Source organism: Chthoniobacterales bacterium, assembly GCA_036569045.1.
In the GTDB taxonomy this organism is placed as follows: domain Bacteria; phylum Verrucomicrobiota; class Verrucomicrobiia; order Chthoniobacterales; family JAATET01; genus JAATET01.
This window is the reverse complement of record DATCRI010000064.1, coordinates 19,493-44,087: the sequence shown is the minus strand read 5'-3', so window position 1 is coordinate 44,087 and position 24,595 is coordinate 19,493. Positions and strand designations below refer to the sequence as shown.

Annotated in this window: 24 protein-coding genes; 12 read left to right on the top strand and 12 right to left on the bottom strand. The window is 65.4% G+C overall.

Annotated elements, in window-relative coordinates:
* Window positions 1-4: 4 nt before the first annotated feature.
* Window positions 5-451 (bottom strand): DUF2383 domain-containing protein, encoded by a 447-nt coding sequence (locus VIM61_12230; protein HEY8901170.1) that lies wholly within the window; start codon window positions 449-451, stop codon window positions 5-7.
* Window positions 452-600: 149 nt separating this feature from the next.
* On the bottom strand, window positions 601-861 hold the full coding sequence (locus VIM61_12225; protein HEY8901169.1) for a helix-turn-helix transcriptional regulator: 261 nt from the start codon (window positions 859-861) through the stop codon (window positions 601-603).
* A gap of 444 nt (window positions 862-1,305) precedes the next feature.
* Here VIM61_12225 and VIM61_12220 point away from each other — a divergent pair, with 444 nt between their 5' ends.
* From VIM61_12220 to VIM61_12200, 5 genes are all read left to right on the top strand, one after another.
* Window positions 1,306-1,992: a hypothetical protein gene (locus tag VIM61_12220; GenBank protein ID HEY8901168.1), complete on the top strand. Its 687-nt coding sequence runs from the start codon at window positions 1,306-1,308 to the stop codon at window positions 1,990-1,992.
* 150 nt (window positions 1,993-2,142) lie between these two features.
* Window positions 2,143-3,267, top strand: coding sequence for a helix-turn-helix domain-containing protein (locus VIM61_12215; protein ID HEY8901167.1), 1,125 nt, complete (start codon window positions 2,143-2,145; stop codon window positions 3,265-3,267).
* Window positions 3,257-3,757, top strand: a complete 501-nt coding sequence (locus VIM61_12210) for a hypothetical protein (GenBank protein ID HEY8901166.1) — start codon at window positions 3,257-3,259, stop codon at window positions 3,755-3,757. Before VIM61_12215 ends, VIM61_12210 begins: the two co-directional genes overlap by 11 nt.
* Window positions 3,758-4,007: 250 nt before the next feature.
* Window positions 4,008-4,349, top strand: coding sequence for a hypothetical protein (locus tag VIM61_12205; GenBank protein HEY8901165.1), 342 nt, complete (start codon window positions 4,008-4,010; stop codon window positions 4,347-4,349).
* An 88-nt stretch (window positions 4,350-4,437) separates the two neighbouring features.
* On the top strand, window positions 4,438-4,833 hold the full coding sequence (locus VIM61_12200; GenBank protein HEY8901164.1) for a VOC family protein: 396 nt from the start codon (window positions 4,438-4,440) through the stop codon (window positions 4,831-4,833).
* A 209-nt stretch (window positions 4,834-5,042) separates the two neighbouring features.
* Here the strand turns inward: VIM61_12200 and VIM61_12195 are convergent, their stop codons facing one another.
* From VIM61_12195 to VIM61_12185, 3 genes are read right to left on the bottom strand one after another with little or no spacing between them, the layout of a single operon-like run.
* Entirely contained in the window at window positions 5,043-6,398 is a 1,356-nt protein-coding gene (locus tag VIM61_12195; protein HEY8901163.1) for a solute carrier family 23 protein, read from the bottom strand.
* A gap of 44 nt (window positions 6,399-6,442) precedes the next feature.
* Window positions 6,443-7,864: a HAMP domain-containing sensor histidine kinase gene (locus VIM61_12190; protein HEY8901162.1), complete on the bottom strand. Its 1,422-nt coding sequence runs from the start codon at window positions 7,862-7,864 to the stop codon at window positions 6,443-6,445.
* 10 nt (window positions 7,865-7,874) lie between these two features.
* Window positions 7,875-8,585 (bottom strand): response regulator transcription factor, encoded by a 711-nt coding sequence (locus tag VIM61_12185; protein ID HEY8901161.1) that lies wholly within the window; start codon window positions 8,583-8,585, stop codon window positions 7,875-7,877.
* A 174-nt stretch (window positions 8,586-8,759) separates the two neighbouring features.
* On the opposite strand from VIM61_12185, the gene VIM61_12180 reads away from it, so the two are divergent.
* Together VIM61_12180 and VIM61_12175 are read left to right on the top strand one after the other, a co-directional pair.
* A complete protein-coding gene (locus VIM61_12180) occupies window positions 8,760-9,104 on the top strand; it encodes a hypothetical protein (GenBank protein HEY8901160.1) in 345 nt (114 codons plus the stop codon).
* Between the two features lie 153 nt (window positions 9,105-9,257).
* A complete protein-coding gene (locus tag VIM61_12175) occupies window positions 9,258-9,824 on the top strand; it encodes a hypothetical protein (GenBank protein HEY8901159.1) in 567 nt (188 codons plus the stop codon).
* Between the two features lie 54 nt (window positions 9,825-9,878).
* Here the strand turns inward: VIM61_12175 and treS are convergent, their stop codons facing one another.
* Entirely contained in the window at window positions 9,879-13,211 is a 3,333-nt protein-coding gene (gene treS / locus VIM61_12170; protein ID HEY8901158.1) for a maltose alpha-D-glucosyltransferase, read from the bottom strand.
* A 475-nt stretch (window positions 13,212-13,686) separates the two neighbouring features.
* On the opposite strand from treS, the gene VIM61_12165 reads away from it, so the two are divergent.
* Window positions 13,687-15,417, top strand: a complete 1,731-nt coding sequence (locus VIM61_12165) for a hypothetical protein (GenBank protein ID HEY8901157.1) — start codon at window positions 13,687-13,689, stop codon at window positions 15,415-15,417.
* Between the two features lie 158 nt (window positions 15,418-15,575).
* Here the strand turns inward: VIM61_12165 and murI are convergent, their stop codons facing one another.
* Window positions 15,576-16,433, bottom strand: coding sequence for a glutamate racemase (gene murI, locus VIM61_12160; protein ID HEY8901156.1), 858 nt, complete (start codon window positions 16,431-16,433; stop codon window positions 15,576-15,578).
* 207 nt (window positions 16,434-16,640) lie between these two features.
* Here murI and VIM61_12155 point away from each other — a divergent pair, with 207 nt between their 5' ends.
* Both VIM61_12155 and VIM61_12150 read left to right on the top strand, forming a co-directional pair.
* Window positions 16,641-17,618, top strand: a complete 978-nt coding sequence (locus VIM61_12155) for a DMT family transporter (protein HEY8901155.1) — start codon at window positions 16,641-16,643, stop codon at window positions 17,616-17,618.
* Window positions 17,619-17,635: 17 nt separating this feature from the next.
* The gene (locus VIM61_12150) at window positions 17,636-18,151 is read left to right on the top strand and encodes a hypothetical protein (GenBank protein HEY8901154.1); all 516 of its coding nucleotides are present in this window, start codon (window positions 17,636-17,638) and stop codon (window positions 18,149-18,151) included.
* On the opposite strand, the gene VIM61_12145 is transcribed toward VIM61_12150, so the two are convergent.
* The 4 genes from VIM61_12145 to polX all read right to left on the bottom strand — a co-directional run bounded on the left by VIM61_12145 (window position 18,152) and on the right by polX (window position 22,066).
* On the bottom strand, window positions 18,152-18,817 hold the full coding sequence (locus VIM61_12145; GenBank protein ID HEY8901153.1) for a carbohydrate-binding family 9-like protein: 666 nt from the start codon (window positions 18,815-18,817) through the stop codon (window positions 18,152-18,154).
* Between the two features lie 3 nt (window positions 18,818-18,820).
* On the bottom strand, window positions 18,821-19,210 hold the full coding sequence (locus VIM61_12140) for a Rid family detoxifying hydrolase (protein HEY8901152.1): 390 nt from the start codon (window positions 19,208-19,210) through the stop codon (window positions 18,821-18,823).
* A gap of 56 nt (window positions 19,211-19,266) precedes the next feature.
* A complete protein-coding gene (locus VIM61_12135) occupies window positions 19,267-20,217 on the bottom strand; it encodes a hypothetical protein (GenBank protein HEY8901151.1) in 951 nt (316 codons plus the stop codon).
* 121 nt (window positions 20,218-20,338) lie between these two features.
* Entirely contained in the window at window positions 20,339-22,066 is a 1,728-nt protein-coding gene (gene polX / locus VIM61_12130; GenBank protein ID HEY8901150.1) for a DNA polymerase/3'-5' exonuclease PolX, read from the bottom strand.
* Window positions 22,067-22,177: 111 nt separating this feature from the next.
* On the opposite strand from polX, the gene VIM61_12125 reads away from it, so the two are divergent.
* A complete protein-coding gene (locus VIM61_12125; GenBank protein ID HEY8901149.1) occupies window positions 22,178-22,690 on the top strand; it encodes a hypothetical protein in 513 nt (170 codons plus the stop codon).
* On the opposite strand, the gene VIM61_12120 is transcribed toward VIM61_12125, so the two are convergent.
* Window positions 22,687-23,469: a hypothetical protein gene (locus VIM61_12120; protein ID HEY8901148.1), complete on the bottom strand. Its 783-nt coding sequence runs from the start codon at window positions 23,467-23,469 to the stop codon at window positions 22,687-22,689. The genes VIM61_12125 and VIM61_12120 overlap by 4 nt on opposite strands.
* A gap of 266 nt (window positions 23,470-23,735) precedes the next feature.
* Between VIM61_12120 and VIM61_12115 the strand changes: the two genes are divergently transcribed.
* The gene (locus VIM61_12115; GenBank protein ID HEY8901147.1) at window positions 23,736-24,539 is read left to right on the top strand and encodes a methyltransferase domain-containing protein; all 804 of its coding nucleotides are present in this window, start codon (window positions 23,736-23,738) and stop codon (window positions 24,537-24,539) included.
* Window positions 24,540-24,595 lie beyond the last annotated feature (56 nt).

Genomic DNA, 24,595 nt, shown 5'->3' with positions numbered 1-24,595 from the left:
GCGGTCACGCCGTCTGCTGCAACCGCTCCAGCGCGGTGATATTCGCGAGGACGGGAGGCAGCAGCCGGGAGCGGATCAACTCCTTGCACTCCGGCAGCACGTCCTCGTCCTCGAGGCTCTTCTCGTAGTCGCCGCGGCCCGCGCTTTCCCCGCTCTTGAGCGATTCCAACGCAGAGCCTTCGCCGAAGAGGTTCGCGGTGGACTGGATCGCTGTCGCGAAGGCGCCCCACGCCCCGGCGTCCGCGTCGGGCTCCCCGCCCATCTCGCGCACATTCTCTTCGAGCAACCGCGCCGACGAGGCGTGCTGCTCGCGGATCCGCTCCAGCTCGAGCGAGACCTCCGCCCGGTCGTGGTATTTCTCGATCGCCTTGCCGTAGGTCTCGACGGCAGAGCGTTCGCCACGCAGGAGGGCGTTGCAGGTATTGATGCAGTGGGTGGGATTCGTGGTCATAAACGGAATTGGTTGAGGTGACGCCGCCACACCGGCGACAACCGGAGATCGGGCCTCGCCGGCGCCCCCGCCGTGCCCCCGGCCCACTTCCCCATCGGGCGCACCGCTGACGCGCCCGTCAGTCCCGCGGCGTCGCCCCCGCGGAGCAGCTACGCCCCCAGCGCCAGCCCGCCCAGCATCTGGGCCAGGCCGAGGAGCGCCAGCGCCCCGTCGCCGCCGCCCTTGCGATCGACGAAATGCCAGAAGACGCCGATGCGGTTCGCCACGCCGAGCTTCTCGTAGATGTGCTCGCAATGCTTCTCCACCGTCCGCGGGCTGATCCCCATGATCTGCCCGATCGCCTCGCTCGTCTTCCCCTCCCGCAGCCACTTCACGACCTCCTCCTCCCGTTTCGTAAGTCCCTGCCCCATGGTCCCTTGCCTCAGCAAAGACGATGCCGAAACCCGCCCGCCTCGTAAAAATACGTAGCTTTACGTATGGCCGGTGATCGTCCGGCACTGATACGGAGTTTTTCTGTGTTTCGACTGGCGCTTTTTTCTCACTGCCCACCGCTGGTCAACCTCCCACCAGCCCTGGTCGATCCTCCACCAGCCCTCGGCAGTCCCTCACCAGCGCTGGTGAGTCTTTCACCAGCCCTCGGCAACCCTTCACCAGCACTGGTGAGCTTTCCACCAGCGTTGGTCAATCCTCGACCAGCCCTGGTCGACCTTTCACCAACCTTGGTGAGTCTTCCACCAGCGCTGGTGCGCCCTCGACCAGCCTTGGTCAGCCTCTCACCAAGGCTGGTCGATCGCTGACCAGCCCGCCTTTACAGAGAAAACCCAACCCAAAACCCAAAAAACCCACCTCACACCATGGCCACCTCACCCTACCTCCCCGACACCGACGCCGGCAAAGACGCCTTCCTCACGAACTTCGCCCTCAAGCTCCCCGCCTACCAGACCGCCCTGCAGCTCAGCGCCGGGGACGTCACCGCCGTGCAGAATGCCGCCGCCCTCTTCCACTGGGCCCGCGTCACCCAGGAACAGACGGCCACCAGCGCCAAGCAATGGACCGCCTTCAAGAACCGCCTGCGCGACGGCGCCGTCGTCGCCCCCATCGTCCTGCCCGTGGACCCCGTCATCGGCGCCGCCCCCGCCCTGCCCGCGCCCGGCTACGGCATCTTCAAATGGATCGGCCAGCTCGTGCAGCGCATCAAGAACTCCCCCGCCTACACCGACGCCATCGGGCAGGACCTCGGCATCATCGGCGCCGAGCAGACCTTCGACCCCGAGGCCGCCAAGCCCGTGCTCACCCTGCGCCTCGTCGCCGGCGGCCAGCCCGAGATCGGCTGGAAGAAAGGCCCCTTCACCGCGCTCGAGATCGAGGTCAACCGCGGCACCGGCTTCGCCTTCCTCGCCATCGATACCGAGCCCGACTACGTGGACACCTTCACCCCGCCCGCCACGCCGACCATCTGGACCTACCGCGCCGTCTACCGCCTCGGCGAATCCATGGCCGGCCAATGGAGCGACCCCGCCGAAATCACCGTCGGCGGCTAAGCCCGAACCTCCAAGCGGCGGCGGCCAAAAGCCGCCGCTGCAGCGGATAAAAAGACAACATACTCTGTTGGTAATGGCATTTTATCGACATACGATAAAATACGAATTGACCAACACCGATGATCTGTGGTTCCTTGCGAAGTGCCTGCCATGGAACCCGCCGAAATATCCGCTCCCCCAGGGGATTTTTTGAAGACTGAACTCGAAAAGCGAGGATGGTCTCAATTGGATCTTGCATCAATTCTCAATCGACCAGTCGCTGCAATCAACGAGGTCATCAAAGGGAAACGTGCAATTACTCCTGAAATGGCAATCGCGCTTGCAGCTGCGTTTGGTATCCCCGCCGAAGAGTGGATGGCTCGTGAATCGGCCTTTCGCCTTAGCCTAGTTCGCAGCCAAGATTCGGATACTGGAAGGAAAGCGAAGCTGTATGAAATCGCGCCGGTCAAGGAGATGGAAAAAAGGGGATGGATCCCTTTCACCGACACCTTGGCTGAAACTGAAGCGGCTGTATGCCGTTTTTTTGGCGTTTCCGATCTGAACGACATCGTTGCGCCTCGCGCCTTCGCGAGGCAGACGCAGCGCGCGCTTGAATTTACTGGCGCGCAGACCGCATGGCTGCGGCGAGCGTTGCAGTTTGCGGAAATCCTGAATGTCCGCTCTTTTGACCATTCCAGATTTGTCGCGGCCTTACCCGAAATTCGACAGGCCGCAAGCTCCCTCGAATCGATAGGCGCAGTTCCTAGACTTCTCGCCGAGCTAGGCGTGCGGCTGGTAATCGTTGAAGCACTGCCAAAGTCGAGAATCGACGGGGCAATGTTTTGGTTGGAAAAATCGGAACCAGTGATCGTCCTAACGCTTAGATATGACCGGATCGATTGGTTCTGGCACACCCTTGCGCACGAACTCTTTCATATCGTGAATAACGACCATGAGTCCATTGATTCAAATCTCGTCGGCGAAACGAAGAATCAATTTCTGGATGAGATGGAAGATCGTGCTGATAGGCAGGGGTCCGCGTGGCTTATCGATAACGAGAAGCTTGAATCCTTCATCATTCGAACGAAGCCTTTTTATTCTAAAGTTAAAATCGTTCAGTTCGCAAAGCGGCTTGGAGTTCACCCTGGAATTGTAAACGGACAGCTGCAACATCGCCGTGAGGTTGGGTGGCACGCAAACCGCGAGATGTTAGTTAAAGTTAAAGATATACTCACAACCGTCGCCTTAACCGATGGCTGGGGAAAAACCGTCAAACTAAAGAGCGATGAGCTATAATAAACGTATTTTAGAGATGATAGAGGCCTACCGCCGCGAAGTCGCGGACGGTGCCCTCAATCCCCGAGAGATTGCTGCTTACTTGATCCGGGCAGGTAAATGGGAACCATCCCTGAAAGAAGCGATGTCCATCCTTTCCGAAGACATTAGCGATGCCATGCGAACGCAATACGCGATCGATTCAAAAGGACGTCGCGTTCGAAGGAAGCATTCTGTTCGCCATGTATCGAAGGACGCCAACGGCAACTCCAAGCAAATGGTCCTTTGGTATGACATCGAAATTGCGCCTCCGCAGTTTATGTTTGAGAGCTTCCAGCAACGACGCGGCTCAATCGCCGATGATTGCTGGCAATTGAAGCAGGATGTGGACAGCTACAACGAAAACTACAACAAAGCAGCGCCGATCCAAATTATGCTCGATTTCACGGACGATATGGCAGACCGCCAAGCCGACCTCGAGGACGGAGATTCCGGAGCGAAGGCAGCGTAGATATCGTTCAAGAGGTTAGTGCCAGGACTGTAGCTAATTTTACAGATTCTCATAAGCGATTCCTCCGGGATTTTCGTGGCGTCCGGGAAGCAAGCTCTGGAAATATTGGAGCAAGACGACCACCACTTATTTCGCGCCGATCAGCACTCACTATCGGCCGTTTAATTTTCCGCCTGCCTTTGAGTCGCTGCGAAATAAGTGTCCTGAAATCACTTCCCCATTCGTCGTCTTTTTAATCTCCAAAAGAACTATGGCCAAATATCTGATTTCCTTTCCCGCTGCGGCGATGGTCGTGCCGGACACCGAGTTGGCGGCGGTGGGCCGCGATGCTCACGCGGTGATCGAGGAGGCGAAGGCGGCTGGCGTCTACGCTTTTGCCGGCGGCATCGACGAAACAGTGCCACCGGCCCTTGTGTCGGCCGATGGCATCGCCGTCGAGGGAGGCTATCCGTGGGCGCCGCCGCTCAACGGGGGATTTACCGTGCTGGAGTTGGAGTCCCGAGAGGAAGCCGTGGCCTGGGCCGCCCGCATCGCGAAGGCCTGTCGTTGCCAGCAAGAACTGCGGGTCTTTGGGTCTGATCCCCAATCCTGAACCCGAGGGTTCGCGCTCCGAAGTCGAGTTGTCCTGACGTCACGCCCCCGTTTGTCGTCTTGATGAACCAACCCGAATCCCAATTCCCATGAGCCGCACCATCATCAGCCATTTCGCCACCAAGGACGTGCCACGGGCCCGCGCCTTTTACACCGCCCTCGGATTCCCCGTGGACGAGGAGATGAGCGGGGAGACGCATGTGTGCATCGTCCTGAGCGACACCATCAAGGTGATGTTCTCGGCGGAGGCCACGTTTGCGACGTATTCGCCGAAGGCGGTCTGCGACACCTCGAAATACCTCGAGGTGCTGAACTGCCTCACCTGCGCCAGCCGGACCGAGGTGGACGAACTGATCGCGAAAGCCCTGGCGGCCGGGGGCACGACCTTCGAGGAGGCGGAGGACCATGGCTTCATGTATGCCCACAGCTTCATCGATCCCGACGGCCACGGCTGGAACCTCATCCACATGGCGGAGGCGAGTTAGCTTCTTTTCACCGCGGAGGACACGGAGCGCGCGGAGGGGAGATGGCGGGGGGCGAGGACTCTTCCCACATCGATCAAAAAACAGGTCGAGAACCAGCGGAAGATTCGCCAGAACCAGCCGCGCGTCTCATCGGAAGAAGCGCGGAGGCAATTCGAGCGGGTTCAGAAGGGCTCCGTCAGTATCGGGCAGAATATCGGGCGCATGCCAACCTAGCTGGGCGGCAGGGTGGAGCTGGGGCGGGGCTCGCGGACCGGGGGGAGGATGAGGTTCAGCAGCAGGGCGGTGAAGCCGCCGCAGGTGACGCCGGATTCCACGAAGAGCTTCACGCCGGAGGGCAGCGTGGCGAGCCAGTCGGGCTGGCTGGGCAGGCCGATGCCGACAGCGAGGGTGAGCGCGACGATGAGGGCGTCGCGCTGGTCGAGGCCCGAGAGGAGGATGAGGCGCAGGCCGGAGACGGCGACCATCCCGAAGAGGAGGATGGCGAGCGCGCCGAGCACGGCGGGCGGCATGGCGGTGATCCATCGGGCGACGGGCGGGAGGAACCCGAGGATGGCAAGCAGCAGGGCCATGAGGGGGCCGAGGCGGCGGCTGGCGACGCCGGTGATCTGGATGACGCCGTTGTTCTGCGCGTAGGTGGTGCTGGGGAAGGCGCCGAAGACGGCGGAGGCGATGCAGGTGAGGCTGTCGGCGAGGATGCCGCCGCGCATGCGGGCCCAGTGGCCCGGCCCGTGGGTCTCGAGGCCAGAGAGGTGGGAGGTGGCGGTCATGTCGCCGAGGGATTCCAGCAGGGAGACGACGTAAAGAAAGGCGAAGGGCAGGAGGAGTTCCCAGCGAAAGGCAAGGCCGTGGGCGAAGGGGTGCGGGATGGTGACGGCGGCCATCCCCTCGCCCGGCGGGACGTGCAGCCAGCCGAGGGCGGCATAGACGAGGTAGCCGGCCGCGACGCCCAGCAGCAGCCCGGCGATGCGGGCCCAGGCGCGCCCGATGATCTGGGTGACGAAGATGATGGCGAGGACGAGGAGGGCGACGGCGATGCCGCCCCAGGCGGGCGCGCCGGGCGCGGGCGGCGCGAGGATTCCCGGCAGCCCGGTGGGCAGGAGCGAGAGGCCGATGAGCAGGACGACGAGCCCGGAGACGAGCGGGGTGAATACGCGCTGCAGCCGGGGCAGCGCGGGGGCGAGGAGCAGGCCGATGGGCGCGGCGGCGAGGGCCATGCCAAAGGCCAGGGCGAGCCCGCCCTGCTGGACGCACAGGATGAGGATGGGCAGGAAGGCGAAGCTGGTGCCGGTGACGCTGAGGAGGCCGGAGCCGAGGAAGCCGGGGCGCGTGGTCTGCAAGAGCGTGCCGAGCGCGGAGGCGAGCAGGGCCATGCTGACGAAATACGCGGTTTGCTCGGGCGGGAAGTGGAGGATGCCGGCGAGGATGAGCGGCGGGGTGATGGTGCCGACGAGCATGGCGCCGACCTGCTGGATGCTGACGACGAGCGCGGGGCCGGGCGGCACGCGGTCCTCGAGGCCATGGAGCATCGGGGAGCTGGCGAGGGGGGACGGCGGGGTATCGGTCACGGCGTGATCTCAGCAAAGCCCGTGCCGGTTCGCGGGCGGGGGAGTCAGCGCGGCTCGCCCGGCGCGGCGAGGCGGATGGTCACCTCGAAGCCACGGGGGCTGAGGTTGCGCCCCTCGACGGTGCCGCCGCAGGAGGTGACGCAGGTTTTCACGATGGCGAGGCCGAGGCCCACGCCGCCGGTCTCGCGGGTGCGCGAGGTATCCACGCGGAAGAACGGGTCGAAGATCTGCGCGAGCATTTCGGGCGGCACGCCGGGGCCGGAATCCCGCACGGCGACGGTGACGGCGCTGCCGCGGCGCTCGCCGTGAATGGCGATGGGGCCGGCGGCCCCGGCGTGGCGCAGGGCATTGCGCACGAGATTTGCCAGCGCGCGCTCCAGCAGCTCGGGCTCCGCCATGGCGGGAAGCTCGGCGGGCATCTCGAGGGTCACGCCCCCGGCGGCCTCGCGCTGGACGACGCGCCCGGCGATGCGCCGAACGTCGACCGGCCGCAACTCGGGAGCGGCGCCGCCGAGCGAGGCCTTCGAGAAGGACATCAGCTCGTTCACGAGCGCGGACATGTGGTCGGCCTCCTCGCGAAGGTCCCCCAGCCGCTCGCGCTGGGCGGGGGCCGCCCGTTCCTCGAGGATGCCGAGCGCCATCTGCATGCGGGCTAGCGGGGCGCACAGCTCGTGGGCGATGTCGCCAAGGAACCGCCGCTGGCCCGAGACGTAGCCATCCAGCCGGGCGGCCATGCGGTTGATCTCTTCGGCGAGCGCGCCGAGTTCGTCGCGGGACCGCACCGGCACGGCCTCCGCGAATTTCCCCTCGGCGAAACGCGTGGCGCCGGCGCCCATTTCCGCAATGGCCCCGGTGATCCGCCGCACGAACGGGAACCAAAACAGCGCGGACCCCGCGACGGCCGCCAGGGCGACGGCCAGCCACGGGCGCACGTCGAAGAACAATCCGCCCGCACTCAACGACATCGACTCGATCACAAGGGTGCCCGGCGGCTCGGGCGGGCGCCGCCCCGGAAGGTCCACGCGCAGGAGCGCCCAGTAGCGCAGCGGGTCCGCCGTTTGCACGAGCGTGCGCGGCGGCATCGGGCGTCCTGGAGGGACGCCTTCGCGCGGGCCGGGACCGGGACCGGGACCGGGCCGGCGGCCCACCAGGGCACGCACTCCAGGGGGAAACTCGTGCAAGCCTCCCGCGAGCCATTCACCCGCCGGGCCGAGCAGGGTGAAGGTCACCCCGTAGGCGACATCGTAGCGATGCAGCACTTCGCTCCATTGTTCCGGCGTGCGGCCGCGCAATTCGCCGAGGATCAAATGGCTGGCCGTCTCAACCTGATCGCCAGCTCGGCCGGACAGGAGGGCATCGAGCCCGAAACCGAAATGCGCCTGCAGGAAGATGACGAGGCCGACGGCGATGAGCAGGAGGTTCAGCAGGAACCAGCCGAGGATCTTCGTGTAGAGCGGGAGGCGCATGGCGGGGAGATCAGGCCGGGCGGCGCAGGAGGTAGCCAGCGGAGCGCACGGTCTGGATGAAGCGGGGATCGCGCGGGTCGTCCCCGAGCTTCTTGCGCAGCGCGGAAATGTGGACGTCCACCGAGCGGTCGAACACGTCGTAATCCCGGTCGCGAATTTCCTCGAGAAGCTGCTCGCGCGTGCGGATGCGGCCGGGCGTGCGGGCCAGCGCGGCGAGCAGGTCGAACTCGACGGGCGTGAGGGTGAGCGGGTGGTCGTCCAGCACGACGACGCGGGTGCCGAGGTCCAGCCGCAGCGCCCCGACGACGAGTTCGGCGGCGGGCTCCGCAGCCGCGCGGCGGGCGCCGCGGCGCATGACGGCCCGCAGCCGGGCAAGCAGCTCGCGCGAGGAAAAGGTCTTCGGCAGGTAGTCGTCGGCCCCCATTTCCAGGCCCACGATGCGGTCGGCCTCCTCGCCGCGGGCCGTGAGCATGAGCACCGGCGTGTCGTGCGTCTTGCGCAGCTCGCGGAGCAGCTCGAAGCCGTCGAGGCCGGGCAGCATGACGTCGAGCAGGATGGCGTCGAAGGCTTCCCCGCGGGCCTGTTCGAGGCCCTCCGGCCCCGTCACGGCCAGAGTGATCGTATAGCCCATCGGCTCGAGATACTCCTGGATGAGCCGGCCGAGCTTGCGATCGTCATCGATCACGAGCACGCGGTGCGCGGCGGGGGCGGTGGCGGACATGCCGGAAAAATAACGCGGGGCCGGCGGCGATTACGCTCAGATTTACAAAAGATTTACAAATCTCCGGGCCCGCGCTCACACGGCCTTAACCTTCGCGCGGTCTATTGATTCCAGAACGGCCCGCCTTGCCCCCGAGAGATCGCGCCGCTCGCCTCAAATCCAAAACCACATCCAATGAAAATCCTGCTCCTCACTCCGATCCTTGCGCTGGGCGCGATCACCCTGCTCCCGGCCCAGCAGCCTCCGAACGGCGGCGGTCCCCACGGCGGCCCCAACGGCGAACACCGCCCGCCGATGCCCCCGCCGCCCTCGCCGCTCATCCACATCCTCGACACGGACGACGACGGGATTCTTTCCGCAGCCGAGATCAGGAACGCCCCGCAGGCGCTCCTCACCCTCGACAAGAACAAGGACGGCCAGCTCAGCCCCAAGGAACTCTGCCCGCCGCCGCCAAAACCGCCGCAGGGTGAAAAGCCCGCCGACGACCAGAAATCCGACGGGACCAAGGCAGACGAGTAATCCAATCCTCGGGAAGAACGCAGGCCGGTGGGAAATTTTCCACCGGCCTGTTTGCATTCCCCCGATCTCGAGACGCGGAATTTACCGAAACTTTACAAATCTCCGCATCGCCGCACACACAAGCTTAACGTCCGGATGTTTTCCTTGGCGCCGATGAAAACACCAATCCTCCTCGGAACAATCGCCGCTCTCACCGCCCTGCCCCTTATGGCGCAGGACGACTCCCAGACCAGCGGGGAAACCCAGAAAATCGATCGCAAAGGTCCGCCGCCCTCACGACTGGTCCTCACGCTCGACGCCGATCACGACAAGGTGATCTCGGCGGCCGAAATCGCGAACACCCCGGCCGCCCTCGCCGCCCTGGACAAGAATGGCGATGGCGCGCTGTCGAAGGATGAATTCGCCCGCCCGAAGCCGCCCAAGGACAAAACGGCCCAGGCGCGGGACGACGACGAAAAGCCCTCCTCCCAGCGCCCGCCCCCGCCCGATCCGCTCGTGAAGGCGCTCGACGCGGACAAGGACCGCATCATCTCGGCCGCGGAGATCGCGGACTCTCCCGCCGCCCTCGCCACGTTGGACAAGAACGCCGACGGCCAGTTGACGCCCGACGAGTTCGCGCCCAAGCCGCGGCGGAAGCCCCATGGTCCCCGTAACGGGGGATCGTCCAGTGACCAGAGCGGCTGCGGACCTTCACAGGACAGCCAGGAGTCCTCTCGCTAATTCCCCTCTCCGTTGATCGAGATTCGAGGGCGGCGCGGCTCGATCCCGCGCCGCTCAACCCTCGAGGATGCGCGCGATGCCGCGGAGCGGGACGCGCAACCAGTCCGGCCGATTGTTCAACTCGTAGCCGACCTCGTAGACGGCCTTGTCGAGCAGGTAGGCATCGAGCAGCACGGCGAGATCCTCGGAGTTGTGCGGCAGGAAGACCGTGTCGCCGGCCGTGGCGAGGTAGCTCTGCAGGAATGTGCGACTAATGAATTCATACCACAGGTCGGCCCACGGCGCGGCGGTCGGGATGTCGATGTCGCGCACGGTAATCTGCTGCGCCAGGGCGGTGTAGGCGGCGTAGTGAAACGAGCGCAGCATGCCGGCGACGTCCCGCAGGGCGGAACGCTTCAACCGACGCTCGCTGATCGGGCGCGCGGGCTCGCCCTCGAAATCGATGATCACGAAATCGCGGCCGGTATCGAGCACCTGCCCAAGGTGGTAGTCGCCGTGGATGCGAATCTTATCCATCACGATTTTCCGGCCCACGATCCGAGCCATGCGACCGAGGATCTCGGACTCGCGGGCGAGCATGGCGCCGACCTCGTCCGTCGGCGCGGAACGCTGCCTCTTCGCGAGGAGCTGGAACGTGCGTCGCAGACCGTTGCGCATGGATTGATAGACGGAGCGCTGGTAGAGCGCGCTGAAGGGCTCGGGCTTGAACGCGGGATCCGTGCGCTCGCTCGCGAGGGCAATATGCATCTCGGCGGTGCGCTGGGCGAGCTGGCGCACGCGGTCGGGATACGCGGTGCCGAGCACGTGGACGAACTCGGGCGGAAACGGGTGCGGCGCCATGATCTCCGAGAGCGGCGAGAGGGCGACGCTGGGCAGCGGCGGCTTTTCCGTGAGGACGCGTTCGAGATACTGGCCGACGACGTTGAGCGTGAGAGACCACGCGTCGCCCTGGTTCTGCACGAGCGCCTGCGTCATGCACAGCATCCGCGGGGGCTTACCGGGCTCCTCGTAGGCCACGGCGCCGGCGAACGGCGGCACGCTCGGAAATCCTGCCCGCTCGGTGAGAAAACGGGTGACTTCGACGTCGGGATTCAGCCCCTCCTCGAGGCGGCGATAGAGTTTGAGGAACCACTCGCCGCCGAAGATGGCGGAGGTGTTGCTCTGCTCGGCGCGCAGGATGATCGAGGACATCGGCTCGCCAGACTCGACGCGGCGCCGCAGGGGCTTGCTCGCGAGGCCGGCGAGCTCGCCCGCCTGGCCCCTGGGCGAGAGGCCGCGGGTCATCATGGCGAGGAGCGCGGCGCGGAAGTTCGGCTCGTAGAGAGCGTCGAAGAGGATCGTCGCGTGGCCGTCATCCTGGAACTGCGCGATGATGGCCTGCGGATGGTCCTGCCGCAACGCGTGGGCCGCGTCCCCTTCGGCAATGGCGATCGGCAGCACGTAGGTCTCGTGGCTGCCCTCGACGTAATTCACGTCGATCAGAAGAATGCGGGCGTCGCAGCCCTCGGTGTCGACATGGATGATGTCCGCGAGCTTCATGTCGCGACGGGCGAGGGCCTTCCCGCCGAACCAGCGGCAATTCACCACGTAGGCCGGCAGCACGTCGCGCTCGAGCAGGCGGCGCCCCTCCGGGCTGAGCAGCTCCTTCCACGTGAAGCGGCCCGCGAAAGCCGGCGTCGGGCGCTTCTCCGGCATGTTCGTCACGTCGGCGAGCTGCTCGAGCTGCAGCCAGTAATGGCCGTGCGGCCCGAGCGTGAGGAGATAGGGCGCGTCCTTGACGATCGGGAATTTGTTCTGGCTGAAAAGCTCGGTCGGCGTGTGGCCGGCGTAGGCTGAGAGATCGAGCTCCACGACCTGCGAGTAGCGCGAGAGATTGACGACCACGAGGATGACCTCGCCCTCGTATTTGCGGAAGAACGCGAGGACCTTCGCGTTGTCGGGAAACAGGAACTCGATCGTGCCGCGGCCGAACGCCCGGAAGCGCTGCCGCATGGCGATGGTGCGCCGCGTCCACCACAGCAGCGAGGAGACGTTGCGCTCCTGGTTGTCCACGTTCACGGCCTCGTAGTGATATTCCGGGTCGATCGTGACGGGCAGGAAGAGCTGCTGCGGGTTCGCGGACGAGAAGCCGGCATTGCGATCGGGGCTCCATTGCATGGGCGTGCGCACGCCGTTGCGGTCGCCCAGGAAGATGTTGTCCCCCATGCCGATCTCGTCGCCGTAGTAGAGGATCGGCGTGCCCGGCAGCGACAGGAGCAGGATGTTGATGAGCTCGATCTTACGGCGGCTGTTGTTCAGAAGCGGCGAGAGCCGGCGCCGAATGCCGAGATTGATGCGGGCCCGCGCATCGGTCGCGTAAACGCGATACATGTAGTCGCGCTCCTCGTCGGTGACCATCTCGAGCGTGAGCTCGTCGTGATTGCGCAGGAACATCCCCCACTGGCAGGTCTCGGGAATCGCGGGCGTCTGCTCGAGGATGTCGATGATCGGGAAGCGATCCTCCATCTGCAGCGCCATGAACATCCGCGGCATCACCGGGAAGTGAAAACACATGTGGCACTCGTCGCCCACGGGGGCCCCGTCCTTGGATTGCCCGAAGTAGGCGACGGCGTCCTCGGGCCACTGGTTCGCCTCGGCCAGCAGCATGCGGTCGCTGAACTTCGCGTCGATGTGCGCCCGGAGCTTGCGGAGGAACTCGTGCGTGCGCGGCAGGTTTTCGCAATTCGTTCCCTCGGCCTCGTAAAGATACGGCACGGCGTCGAGCCGCAGACCGTCCACGCCCATCCCGAGCCAGAAGTCGATGACCTTGAAAAGCTGCCGGTGCACGAACTCGCTCTCGAAATTCAGATCCGGCTGGTGGGAGTAGAACCGGTGCCAGTAGTAGGCGCGGGCAACGGGATCCCATGACCAGTTCGACGTCTCGAAGTCCTGGAAAATGATGCGCGCGTCGGTGTAGCGGTCCGGCGTGTCGCTCCACACATACATCTCGCGCTCGCGCGTGCCCGGCGCCGCCCGGCGCGAGGCCTGGAACCACGCGTTCTGGTCCGAGGTGTGATTGAGCACCAGCTCGGTGATCACGCGCAGGTCGCGTTTGTGCGCCTCGCGCAGGAAATCGCGAAAATCCTTCAGCGTGCCGTAGGAGGGATTCACGCTGAAGTAATCCGCGATGTCGTAGCCGTCGTCCTTGAGCGGCGAGGGATAGAACGGGAGCACCCAGATCGCGGTGACGCCGAGATCCTGAAGGTAATCGAGCTTGCTGATGAGCCCGCGGAAGTCGCCGATGCCGTCGCCGTCGCTGTCGGCGAAGGTCTTCACATGCGTCTCGTAAATGACCGCGTCCTTGAACCAGAGCGGATCGCCAGCGACCGGGATAGCTTGTTTCGACATCGTCATGGTTCGTAACATATCGAGGTTCCGGCTGTGCGTATCAACCGGCGTCAACAGATGAGCCGAGGCGTCGCCGCCCGCAGCTTCAGCTCTTTTCGCGAGTCGAGCCGTCCGATGGCGTTTGTCCGCCAAAAACGGCCTTGCTCGCCGCGGCGAAAAGCATCTCACTCGGGCAGCGATGAAAAGGTGGTTCCCCCTCGCCGCCGCTTTCGTATGCGTCTTCCTGGCCGGATACGCATGCGCCGTATTTTTTTCCAACGTCTCCGGACGCGCGACACCGGCGGGAGACTCCGGACCAGCCGGAGCCTCTCAGGACCGACGCCCGGCCGACTCGAGCCACCCGAGCCCTGGCGCACCGCTTCCCTCCAAAGGCGGCGGCGCAGCGGTGTCGAGCGCGGATCTTGTCGCAGAAATTTCCAATCTCCTCGGCGAAACGTCTTCCGACTACCCGGAGCAAGCCGGCCGGCTATGGTGGTTGACCAGGAGCATTACCCGCGAAAACGCCAGACAGGTCGCGGACGGTCTCCGCGGGCGCACCGCTGGAAACGAGTCGGTCGCGCTCGACGCGGTAATCCGCGCCTGGGTCGCGGTCGATCCCCAAGCCGCCATCGAATACGCTCAGAAACTTCCCCTCAAGGCGCGCCAATCTCTCGTGCAGAGCGCCCTGATCAAATGGGCCGGCAGCGACTACGAGTCCGCCCGGCGCTGGGTCGGGCAGCAGCCGGAGGGAGAAATGAAGCGTCAGGCGGACGGTATCCTCCTTTCGGCCCTCGCCCAAAGTGATCCCGAGGCGGCGCTGAACATCGCATTGCAGCCGGCGGGCGGACGCCGTTCCGAGGAGGCCATCTACCCCATTTTCTCGCAACTCGTGAAACGCAATCCCGCCGAAGCCGCGGCCCGGGCCCTCCAGCTTCCCTCCATGGCAATGCGCGTCGCCGCCATCATGGTCGTCGCCGATCAATGGAGCCTGATCGACCGCGAAGCGGCCATGAATTGGGCCAATGGCCTGCCGGATCTCAGCTCCCGGCAACAAGCGGCGTCCGCGGTCGCCCAACAATGGGCGCGCGCCGATTTCGACGGCATGCTGAACTGGCTCGACCGCCAGCAGCCCAGCACCCAGCGCAGTAACGTGGCCCGCAATCTCCTCTACTCCATTGCGAACGAAAGTCCGGAAAAAGCCCTCGCCCTGACGGAAATGGTGACCTCCATCAGCGATCAAAACGAGATGCTGCGCAGCATCGCCCAGCGATGGGCGCAAACCGATGCCGCCGCCGCCCGGCGCTGGGTGGAATCGCAAACCGACCCCTCCGTGAAAAAGGCAGCCCTGCGCGGCCTCATCCAGGGGCTGGCGAACGAAAACCCGGAAGCCGCCGCCCAGCTCTTCGAGAGTTTTCCCGACGGCGAAAACCAGGCCAACGCCATCGCCTCCATCACCTCGAACTGGGCCCGACGCGACGCCCCGGCAGCAGCCAAATGGGCGGCCTTATTGCCCTGGGGAGAAAGCGCGAAAAACGCCATGCGAGAAATCGCCGCCAACTGGACCCAAACCGACCCCAGGAGTGCCGCCGCCTGGGCCGCCACCTTGAAGGACGGGCGCGGGCTCTGGGCCTCCCTTGAATCCGTGGCGTCGAACTGGGCCCGACAGGACCCCGCCGCCGCTGCGCAATGGGTCGCAAGCCTCCCCGCGGGCAGCGGCACGAAAGGCGTCTACCGCGAACTCGTCTCCAGTTGGGCCCAAAACGATCCCGCCGCAGCCAGCCGCTGGGCCATGCAAATCGCCGAAGGTCCCGCTCGCGACCAATCGATCCGGACCATTGCATCAAGCTGGTCCCAAAGCGAGCCCGCGGCGGCGGCGGAATGGACCCTTGCCCTTCCGAGCGGAAACTCCCGGAGCAGCGCTCTTGGCAATGTGATGCAAACCTGGGTCCGACAGGATCCCGACCGAGCGTTGCAATGGTTTGCCCGCGTGCCACCGGGCAAAGAACGGGACGACAGCATCGCCAGCTTTTCCGGAGCCCTCGCGGCGTCAAATCCTCAGCTGGCCATGGACTGGAGTTCCTCGATAGGCGACGCCAGGCAAAGACTGCAACGCCAGCAGAAACTGGCCGAAACCTGGATGCGCAACGATCCGCCAAAAGCCCGGGCCTGGGTCGCCGGCTCCAGCCTGCCGCCGGAGCTGAAAAAGCGCCTGCTCACCCAGCCGTAGTGAGGAAAACCGCCGCGTTCCAGCGGATAGCCGAAGCGCTTGCGAACATCCACAGGAAATACTCCCGCGAAGACGCTGCCGAGCGGAGGCGAAATATTGCGAAGGCGGAGCTGATGGGCGCTCCTACCCGGCTGGCTCCTGCTCGCCGCGGCCTTCGCCTACGCCGCCGCCTGCACCGCGCGCAATTTGACGTCGCCGATCTCGAGCTCGAGCGCCTCCTCGGCCACGCGAAGGAAGCCCTCCGTCGCGTCGGTGAGCGCCACCTGCAGACTGCCGAGCTGAAGCTCCGGGGCGGCCAGGCCCCGCTCGTGCAGGATGTCGTTCACCGCGAGCGCGCAATTGTGCGCCGAGTCCACCAACGTCACGCCCTCGCCCGCCACGCGCCCGATCGCCGCGCGCAGCAAGGGATAATGCGTGCAGCCGAGCACGAGCGTGTCGATCCCCTCGTCCAGCAGCGGCGCGAGATAGCGATGGAGAACCTGATCCGTGATCGGGTCGTCGAACCACGCCTCCTCGATGAGCGGCACGAGCACGGGGCAAGGCTCCGCGAACACCTCGGCATCCGGCGAGAGCGCGTGGATCGCCTGCTCGTAGGCGCGGCTCGCGATGGTCGCCCGCGTGCCGATCACGCCGATACGACCATTCCGCGTGGACCGCACCGCCGCGGCGGCGCCGGGATCGATCACGCCCTGCACCGGCAGGTTGAGGATTTTCTTGAGGCGCGGCACGCCGAGCGCCGAGGCCGTGTTGCACGCGACGACGATGAGCTTCGCCTGCTCGGCGAGCAGCAGCCCGGCGATCTCCACGCTGTAACGCTCGATCGTGCTGCGACTCTTGCCGCCGTAGGGCACCCGCGCCGTGTCGCCAATGTAGAAAATTTTTTCCGCCGGGAGCAGCTTCTGCAGGGCGGCGACCACCGTGAGCCCGCCGATGCCGGAATCGAAAACGCCAATCGGCCCCGCGGACGGATGCGCAGCCGGCTCATCCACGGCCGCCGGCAAATCAGGTAACTCCATGCCCGCGACGATAACCAAGGCTTGTCCTTCCCACAAGACGCCGCCACATTCCGCGAACTCCATGGCGAAGCGAATTCCACTCCTTATCTGGCTTGTCGGCCCTCTCGGTCCGGCCCGGAGGAATTTCGCCCTCGCCTAGCGCCTCGCGAATTTTTCCCTTCCGCAGCCCGCCCGAGATTCCCTCTCCGGCGGGCTTTTCTTTTTTCCATGAAAACCACCACGGCATCACCCACGACCACCCACCCCGGCGGCCCGCTGGCAACCTTTGCCATCGTCGCGGGCAGCTCGATTCTCTTTTGCTCGAAAGGCGTGGTCGCAAAGCTCGCCTACGCCCACGGCGCCGACGCCCTCTCCGTGCTCACGCTGCGCATGGGCATCTCGCTGCCCTTCTTCATCGCGATGGCGCTCTGGTGGTCCCGCCACGCGGAACGGCTCACCCGCAGGGACTGGGCCCGGCTGGCCGGCCTGGGATTCATCGGCTACTACGTCTCGTCGCTGGTGAACTTCACCGGCCTGCAATACGTGAGCGTCGGCCTCGAGCGCATCGTGCTCTACACCTACCCGTCGATGGTGCTGGTGATCTCGGCCTTCGTGCTGCGCAAGCGCGTGCCGGCGATCACGTGGACGGCGTGCATCATCGCGTGGCTTGGGATCGTCGCGGCCTTCATCGGGGAAACGCATGCCCCGGTCGGCAACGACCGCACCACGTTCGGCACCGCCCTGATCTTCGCCAGCGCGTTCACGTATGCGCTGTTCATTCTGTGGAGCGGCGGCGTGATCAAGCGCGTCGGCGCCATGCGTTTCGCCGGCATCGCGGGAAGTTTCTCCTGCGTGTTCATGCTGGCCCATGCCTTCCTGGCGCGCCCGATTACGCCGATATTCCACCTGCCCACCTCCGTCTATGGCGACGGCGCCATCCTGGCGATCCTCGGCACCGTCGCCCCCACCCTGCTCCTGAGCGTGGGGCTGCGGCGGACGAACGCGCAGCGCTTCGCGATTATTGGCACGGTGGGACCGATCGCCACCCTGTTGCTGGCCTGGGCGGTGCTGGGAGAACGTCCGAACTTCGGCCAGATTCTCGGGTTCGCCCTGACGATGGGCGGCGGCCTGGCGGTCAGCCTCATGAAGGCTGAACCCGCCCCGCGGAAAGATCCCGCCAGCCGCGCAACCGACAGCGCGAACTAGAGTTTCATCGTTTGAATATGAAACGGATTCTCCTTCCCTCCCTCCTGGCCGCGGCGCTGCTTCCCGCCGCGTGTTCCCGCAAGGCGCCTCCGGCGGAAACCACCGCGACCGCGCCAGCTCCCGCCGAGGAAACCGCTTCCACGGTCACCGCGGCAACTCCCGCCCCGGATAACGCCGGCGGCAATCGTCCTGGGAGCGGTCCCGGTGGCGGCGGCAATTTCCAACAGCGCGCCGAGCAACGCATGCAGCAGATGAAGACCGAGGTCGGACTCACCGATGACCAGATGCAGAAGATCCGCGCGATCACCGAGTCGCAGTTCGCCTCCCTCCGGCTGGGGATGGATTCCTCGATGAGCCGCGAAGATCGGCGCGCAGCCTTCCAAAAGGCCCGCGAGGCCGCCAACGCCCAGATCGAGCCGCTTCTCACCGCCGAGCAGAAGCCGAAATGGGAAGCCTTCCAGCAGCAGATGCAGGCCCGTCGGAATGGCGGGGGGCAGGGCGGCGAAGGCCGGAGGAAGCCCGACCAGCAGTAATCAGCGGAAATTCAATTCCGCCTCGGTCCATTCCTGCGACCGGTGGAAGTCCAGCTCGCCGTGCGGGGCGCTCGCGGATACCACCGGTCGCAGTCTTCCCCTCGTGTAATCGTAGCGAGCGAAGTTCACCCGCAGCCGACTGCCATTCCACGGCGGGCTTTCCTCGAAGATCCTCCGCAGCGGAATCTCCGCATACGCCTCCCATCCGCCTCGCACCTCGCGCGTGCGCGCCCGGATGCGCCAGCGGCTGACCTTGTAGCCGAGCAGCGGATCGGGCAGCCCCGCCCAATCGAGCGGGATGTCGCGCATCGGCTCCGGCCACCGGAGCTGCAAAATCGCCCCGCCCGGCGTGATGTGAAATTCGAAATACGCCCGCTGGCCGGACGGCTGCAGGAAGATCTCGAACGTATCGCCGTGCGGAAAGGCCGGCATGTTGAAATGCGTGACGGGATTGAAAACATCCCGATCCCGGAAGGTCGCCAGCACCGCCAGCGACATCCCTTCGAGCGCGACGCGCACCTGCCCCGCCGCGAAAAGCGGCTCCGGAGCGCCCCGCCACGCCTGGCTGAGAACCAGCGCGGGACGCCCGCGAAACCGCCGGCGCAGCGCCTCCCAGCCCGGCTCGCCCGCGGGCGGCAGCGGCGTGAGAGGAATCGCTGCGCCCATGAACTAGCCGAGCGCGACGACGGCCTCGATCTCGACGTCAAAGCCGAGCAACTGAGCCCCCACCGTGGTGCGGGCCGGCTTGTGCTCGCCGAAGAACTTCGCGTAGATGCCGTTCATCTCGGCAAAATTTTCCTTCGTGAGGTCCGCGAGGAAAACGCGGCATTGCACGACCTGCGCAAGCGTCGCGCCGGCGGTCTTCACGACGCGCTCGAGATTCGTGAGCGTGATCTCGGTCTGCTCGGCGACCGTGCCGCGAACGATTCCTCCGGCGGAGGGATCGAAGGGGATCTGCCCTGAGATGAAGAGCGTGCGCCCCTCCGTGATCACGGCGGGCGAGTAGGGGCCAATGGCGGGCGGACCGCCGGGAATGATGGAAAGGAGTTCTAACGACATCCCGTCTGCTTACCTGATCGCTGGCGCGTGGTCGAGCGGCGCGAATTCGTCCCGGTCTATTTTCGCAAAATGACGACCTTCCTCTGGTCGATCACGGCTCCCACAGCGTTTAGCAGGCGCACTTTTATGAAGTTTTTGCCCGGGGCAAGCTTGCGGACCCGGAAGGACCACTGGGTCGAGGACCCTCTCGCCGCCGCCCAGCGTCGCTTTCCCGGGGCGCGCACCTGGACCCTCACGTTGTCGTCGGCCGCCTGCGTGCCACGGAGGGTGTAGGAGGATTTCCGCGTGCGATGCTGCTGCCACCGGCCACCGGAAAGAGTCGGCGCCGGAAAGGCCTCGACCGAAAACGAGTCGGCCAGCAGGTAGTTGTCCCCCGCCGTCCCGGTGGAATTCACGATCCACCCAAAATCGAACGCGCCCAGGTTCAGCGACCGCCCCGTGGCGTTGAACGTGCGATTCGAGAACAGCGAAAAGGTCGATCCGTCGGGGTTCGTCGCGATCGCCGACGCGAGGTTGGTCGAGAAGTCGATCGTCCAGGTGATGCGAAAATAGACGCCGGCGGAAAAATGGCCGGGAAGGACATGGTCGACATTGCCGCCATCGTTGTAGGCCAGCGAAAAATCCGCGTTATTAAACAAGATCACGCCCAGCAATTCGCCGGCCGCATTGTAGAGCACCAGGCCGAAGGCATCGAATCGGGAGTTGGTCGAATCGACGATCGCCATCTGCGTGTTGATCTTCACGATCGGCAATCCACGCGCCACCGGATCGAACATGAAACTGCGTTCAACGAAGGAAGCGCTTCCTGCCGGCGGAGTGTAGCCGAGATAGACCGCGCCGCCATCCGAGGCCACCGCCGCCGAGCCATTGCCGGGATCGCTCGCATACCACCCGTCCACGCCCGACCAATAGCTCGCCGCCACGAACGGCGGATTGTTGAACGACGTCTCATACAGGACGATCGAGGCCGACGCCCCCTTCACACCCGCCAGGACCAGGACCGCCACGAAAATCGCCGAAGTCAGCCCGCTCAAAAAATCCGCCCCCACATTTCGGCTCATAAAAAAGCAGCCACTTATACCCTCGGCTTCGAGAGGGCAAAGCTTTTCACTTCCCCGCGCGGGAGCGCTACCGCTTCAGGAGTTCCGTCATCTTCGACAGCGGCAGGCAGTTCACGACGTCGTCACGCGTGAGCCAGCCCTTGCGCGCGAGCCGCACACCGAACACGAGATCCTGCAGACCGCGCGTGGAATGCGCGTCGGGATTGATCGCGCATTTCACGCCTTTCTCCCGTGCGAGCGGCCACCAGCGCCAGTCCATGTCGAGCCGACGCGGGTTCGCATTCAGCTCGATGATCGTGCCGGTCTCGGCCGCGGCCTCGATCACGGCCGGGACGTCGACCTTGTAGGCATCGCGCGTCGTGAGCAGACGCCCGGTGAGATGGCCGAGCATCGTGACGTGCGGATTGGAAATCGCGCGAATGATGCGTTTCGTCATCTCGGCCTCGCTCAGCGTGAACGAGGCGTGCACCGAGGCGACGACGTAATCGAGCGTGGCCAGCACATCGTCGGGAAAATCCAGCGAACCGTCCTTGAGAATGTCGCACTCCGTGCCGGCGAAGAGGCGGAATCCGTCGAACTCCGCGTTCAGTCGGTCGATCTCCGCGCGCTGCGCGGCGAGGCGCTTCGCGTCCAATCCGTTCGCCTGCACCGAGCTTTTGCTGTGATCGGCGATGCCGAGATATTCGAGCCCGAGCTCCCGCGCCGCCTCCGCCATTTGCTCGAGCGTCGCGCGGCCATCGCTGGCCGTCGTGTGATTGTGAAAGGTGCCCCGCAGGTTGTGCAGTTCGATCAGGCGCGGCAGGTCTCCACGCTGGGCCGCATCGATCTCGCCGCGATCCTCGCGAAGCTCCGGCGGAATCGCCCGCAGGCCAAGGGCGCGGTAGATGTCGCCCTCCTCGCGCACCTCGGGCAGTGGCTCGACGAGCTTACGCCCCTCGGCGACGCTGAAGCGGTATTCGTTGAGCGACCATCCCCGCTCGAGCGCGCGGCTGCGCAGGCGGACATTGTGCTCCTTGCTGCCGGTAAAATACTGGATCGCGAAGGGAAACTCGGCGGCGGTGACCACCCGAAGATCGCATTGCAGCCCGCTCTTGAGCACGACGCTCGTCTTGGTCGCCCCGGCGGCGAGCACGCGATCGACGAACTCGTGCGCGGCGAAATCCTCGCTCACAAGCTGCGCCTCGCGGGTGGCGACGATGAGATCGAGATCGTGAACGACCTCTTTCGAGCGCCGGTAGCTGCCGGCAATTTCTGCGAAGAGCACCTCGGGATGCGACCGCAGATCGTCGAGCAGCCGCTGGGCGACGCCCGCAACATCGCCGAGCAGGAAGATGCCGGAGTTCTTCTTGCGATGCTCGATCGCCGCGAGAATGTTCGTCTCGGTCTTCTCGCCAAAGCCCGGCAGGGCAGCGATCCGGCCATCCCGGCAGGCGCGCTCCAGCCCGCTCAACGACGAAATTTTCAGCGCGTCGTAGATCGCCTTGATCTTCTTCGCACCGAGGCCTTGCAGCTCGAAAAGGAGCAGGATGTCCGGCGGGAACGAGTCGCGCAGTTCCTCGTATTGCGGGAGGCGACCGGTCCGGACGAGCGTCGTGATCTTCTCCGCGATCGCCTTGCCGATGCCATCCACGGAGTCGAGCCGATCCTCGGCAATCAGGGTTTCCAGCGGCTCGCCGAGCGTCTCGAGTGCCCGCACGCCATTTGCGTAGGCGCGCACCTTGAACGGATTTTCCCCCTTGAGCTCGAGCAGCCGGCCAAAGTTTTCGAGCACCTCCGCGATTTCCTCTTTCGTCATCGGGTCCGTTCTCCCGCGCGACGCCGGTGCTGACAAGTCACTTTCCGCGCACTAGGCGTGCCAAAATTTTGACACCGCCCGCCCGGGGAAATAACTTCCGGCATCGCCTTCATGAAAAGTCCCCGCCTTGTTTCGCTTCTCGCCGCGATGCTCTGCCTCGGCGCGGACGTTTCGGCCGCACCGAGCCTCGTCAATCTCGCCGGTTCCTACACCGGCAAGGCGACCTCCACCGGCGGCGGGCAGACATTCACCGCGCCGGCCACGCTCACGTTCACCGGAAATCCCGGCTCGCCCAGCGGCACCTTCCTCTTCAACGGGATTCTCGCGCAGGCGGGATCGGCGGAACCCTGGGCGGTCACGCACACGCTCAAGTTCAACAGCAAGGGCAACGCCCACGGTCGCGTGACGCTCGGCACGTGGCGCGGTCACGGCGGAGGGAAGATCATCGCCTCCGGCCGGACGATGCGGGTGAAACTCAAATACCGCATCAATGATAACGGTCGCACGTTGATCAACCTCAACGGCAAGGTTTCCTTCCACGGCAGCCGGGCGAAGTTCACGGCCAGCGTGACGTCCAGCGATCCGGCCTTCGCCGGCAAGTTGAAGGTCACCGGCAAGCGCTAGCCGCCCGCGTAGCCGGCGACGCGATTACGCCAGCCCGGGAGCCACTGGGACTCGTGGCGCGCCTTGGGAGAATTCTCCACCCGGCGAGTCAGCACGACATTCGCCGCCCGCGCAAATTCCGGGAGCGCCGGGCCGGACTTCATCGCCGCCAGCACCTGCATCAGGCCCCAGCCCTGGCCCGCGTAACGCTCGGTCGGGCTCACGCCCTCGCCCTTGAAGTTCACGTAGTCGATGAGCGCATACATGCCCATCGGCTCGGCCGCGACGCGGTAGAAGTTTGCGCGAATGCGCTCCCGCTCGCTCTTCGGCGCCGCCGCGAGCATCTTCGGCAGAGCCCGCTCCAGTCGCTGCGCGCAGAATCGCGCCTGCAACGCGACGGTATCCGCGAGCAGGGCGCGGAGTTGCTCGAGCCGCGGCCCGTCGAACTCCGCCATGAACGCGGCGCGCGTCTTCCAGGGGCAGGGTCCGCGCAGCCAGGCCGGAACCTTTACGCCGCCGCTCGCAAGGAAGCCCACCAGCGCCGGAAAACTTTCCTCGAACGGGCCGCGCCCGCCGGCGGGATACCAGATGAAATGGCCGATGCCCAGCGACGCAAAATCCTCGCCGCGATTCCACGACGTCAGCCCGCTCACCGTGCCCGCGCACTCGTTTTTCCAGATGCGCCGCCCGATCGCGAGCGCCTGGGAATCGGAAAGCGACACCGTCTGCGCGAGCGCGGCGCCGAGCGTCAGGGCGAGAACGAAGATCATCCGGGAGAGCATGGCGAAGAGCCTACGCATCCACCTGCCCGCCGCCAAGCGGCAGGATTGCCCGTTGACAAATCCCGCTTCCCGGTCTACGTCTCCACCCAGTGTTGAAGCACATCGCCATTCTCGTAGCAGTCTCCGCCGTCGTCGTTACCGACGCCGCGGGTCTGCTTCGTTTGGATTGATGCCTCACCACCCCTAACGAAAAACCAGCAAACCCACGGCACTCGACGGCCGTGGGATTTTTATTTTCCGCGGGCGTCGAAGGCCGGGGGTCACCCAAACCAAACCCACCGACCATGCAAACACTCGAAGCTCCCACGCGACCGCCCCGGCGACCCCGCGAGCCCTATACCTATACACCGGGCCAACGCCCCAGTCCCACCGCCGCGTTCCTCGCGGTTCCCACCGGCGAATCGCCCGCAACCTTCGTGCTGCCACTGCTCGACCGTGGCCTCGAGGTGCTCGACGCCGGTTGCGGCGCCGGCACGATCACGCAAAGCCTCGCCGAGCACGTGCTGCCCGGGCGCGTGACCGCCATCGATCGCGATGCCGCCCAGGTGGCCCGTGCCTCGCGCCTCGCCGAGGGTCGCGAACTGACCAACGTGCGCTTCACCACCGCCGAGGCCGATGCCCTGCCGTTTGGCGACGCGTCGTTCGATCTCGTGTTCGCGCACGCCCTCTTCGAGCACGTGATGGACCCGAAGGCGGCGCTCCGCGAAATGCGTCGCGTGCTGCGCCCCGGCGGTTTCATCGCGCTGTGCAGCCCGGATTGGGACTCGTTCGAGATGCGCCAGGCGACTCCGGCCGCCGAGGCCGCCCTCCAGGCCTGTCGGGATCTCATGGACACCGAGGGCGCCAATCCTCGCGCCGGCGGACAACTGGCCGCATGGCTCACCGACGCCGAGTTTGCCGTGCTCGAGCAGGGGCAGCGCTTCGAGAACTACGGACCGGCCGTTCGCATCGCCACCCACCTCGCGCTCCAGCTCGACGCCGCCGGGAACCCTGGTGCGGCTCACGCCCTCATCGACTGGAGCACGGAACCCGGCGCCGAATTGCTCGGCTGCTGGCGTCACGCCATCGGAATGAAGTGGAATCGCTGAGGGGGGCGCGAAATGCGGGGCTCTCCGCCGCTCGGGCGGAGGCCCTCGGAATCCAA

Coding starts and splice junctions, on each gene's coding strand:
- VIM61_12230 (HEY8901170.1), bottom strand. CDS start 451: ATGACCACGAATCCCACCCACTGCATCAATACCTGCAACGCCCTCCTG.
- VIM61_12225 (HEY8901169.1), bottom strand. CDS start 861: ATGGGGCAGGGACTTACGAAACGGGAGGAGGAGGTCGTGAAGTGGCTG.
- VIM61_12220 (HEY8901168.1), top strand. CDS start 1,306: ATGGCCACCTCACCCTACCTCCCCGACACCGACGCCGGCAAAGACGCC.
- VIM61_12215 (HEY8901167.1), top strand. CDS start 2,143: ATGGAACCCGCCGAAATATCCGCTCCCCCAGGGGATTTTTTGAAGACT.
- VIM61_12210 (HEY8901166.1), top strand. CDS start 3,257: ATGAGCTATAATAAACGTATTTTAGAGATGATAGAGGCCTACCGCCGC.
- VIM61_12205 (HEY8901165.1), top strand. CDS start 4,008: ATGGCCAAATATCTGATTTCCTTTCCCGCTGCGGCGATGGTCGTGCCG.
- VIM61_12200 (HEY8901164.1), top strand. CDS start 4,438: ATGAGCCGCACCATCATCAGCCATTTCGCCACCAAGGACGTGCCACGG.
- VIM61_12190 (HEY8901162.1), bottom strand. CDS start 7,864: ATGCGCCTCCCGCTCTACACGAAGATCCTCGGCTGGTTCCTGCTGAAC.
- VIM61_12185 (HEY8901161.1), bottom strand. CDS start 8,585: ATGTCCGCCACCGCCCCCGCCGCGCACCGCGTGCTCGTGATCGATGAC.
- VIM61_12180 (HEY8901160.1), top strand. CDS start 8,760: ATGAAAATCCTGCTCCTCACTCCGATCCTTGCGCTGGGCGCGATCACC.
- VIM61_12175 (HEY8901159.1), top strand. CDS start 9,258: ATGAAAACACCAATCCTCCTCGGAACAATCGCCGCTCTCACCGCCCTG.
- treS (HEY8901158.1), bottom strand. CDS start 13,211: ATGTCGAAACAAGCTATCCCGGTCGCTGGCGATCCGCTCTGGTTCAAG.
- murI (HEY8901156.1), bottom strand. CDS start 16,433: ATGGAGTTACCTGATTTGCCGGCGGCCGTGGATGAGCCGGCTGCGCAT.
- VIM61_12155 (HEY8901155.1), top strand. CDS start 16,641: ATGAAAACCACCACGGCATCACCCACGACCACCCACCCCGGCGGCCCG.
- VIM61_12150 (HEY8901154.1), top strand. CDS start 17,636: ATGAAACGGATTCTCCTTCCCTCCCTCCTGGCCGCGGCGCTGCTTCCC.
- VIM61_12145 (HEY8901153.1), bottom strand. CDS start 18,817: ATGGGCGCAGCGATTCCTCTCACGCCGCTGCCGCCCGCGGGCGAGCCG.
- VIM61_12140 (HEY8901152.1), bottom strand. CDS start 19,210: ATGTCGTTAGAACTCCTTTCCATCATTCCCGGCGGTCCGCCCGCCATT.
- polX (HEY8901150.1), bottom strand. CDS start 22,066: ATGACGAAAGAGGAAATCGCGGAGGTGCTCGAAAACTTTGGCCGGCTG.
- VIM61_12125 (HEY8901149.1), top strand. CDS start 22,178: ATGAAAAGTCCCCGCCTTGTTTCGCTTCTCGCCGCGATGCTCTGCCTC.
- VIM61_12120 (HEY8901148.1), bottom strand. CDS start 23,469: ATGCGTAGGCTCTTCGCCATGCTCTCCCGGATGATCTTCGTTCTCGCC.
- VIM61_12115 (HEY8901147.1), top strand. CDS start 23,736: ATGCAAACACTCGAAGCTCCCACGCGACCGCCCCGGCGACCCCGCGAG.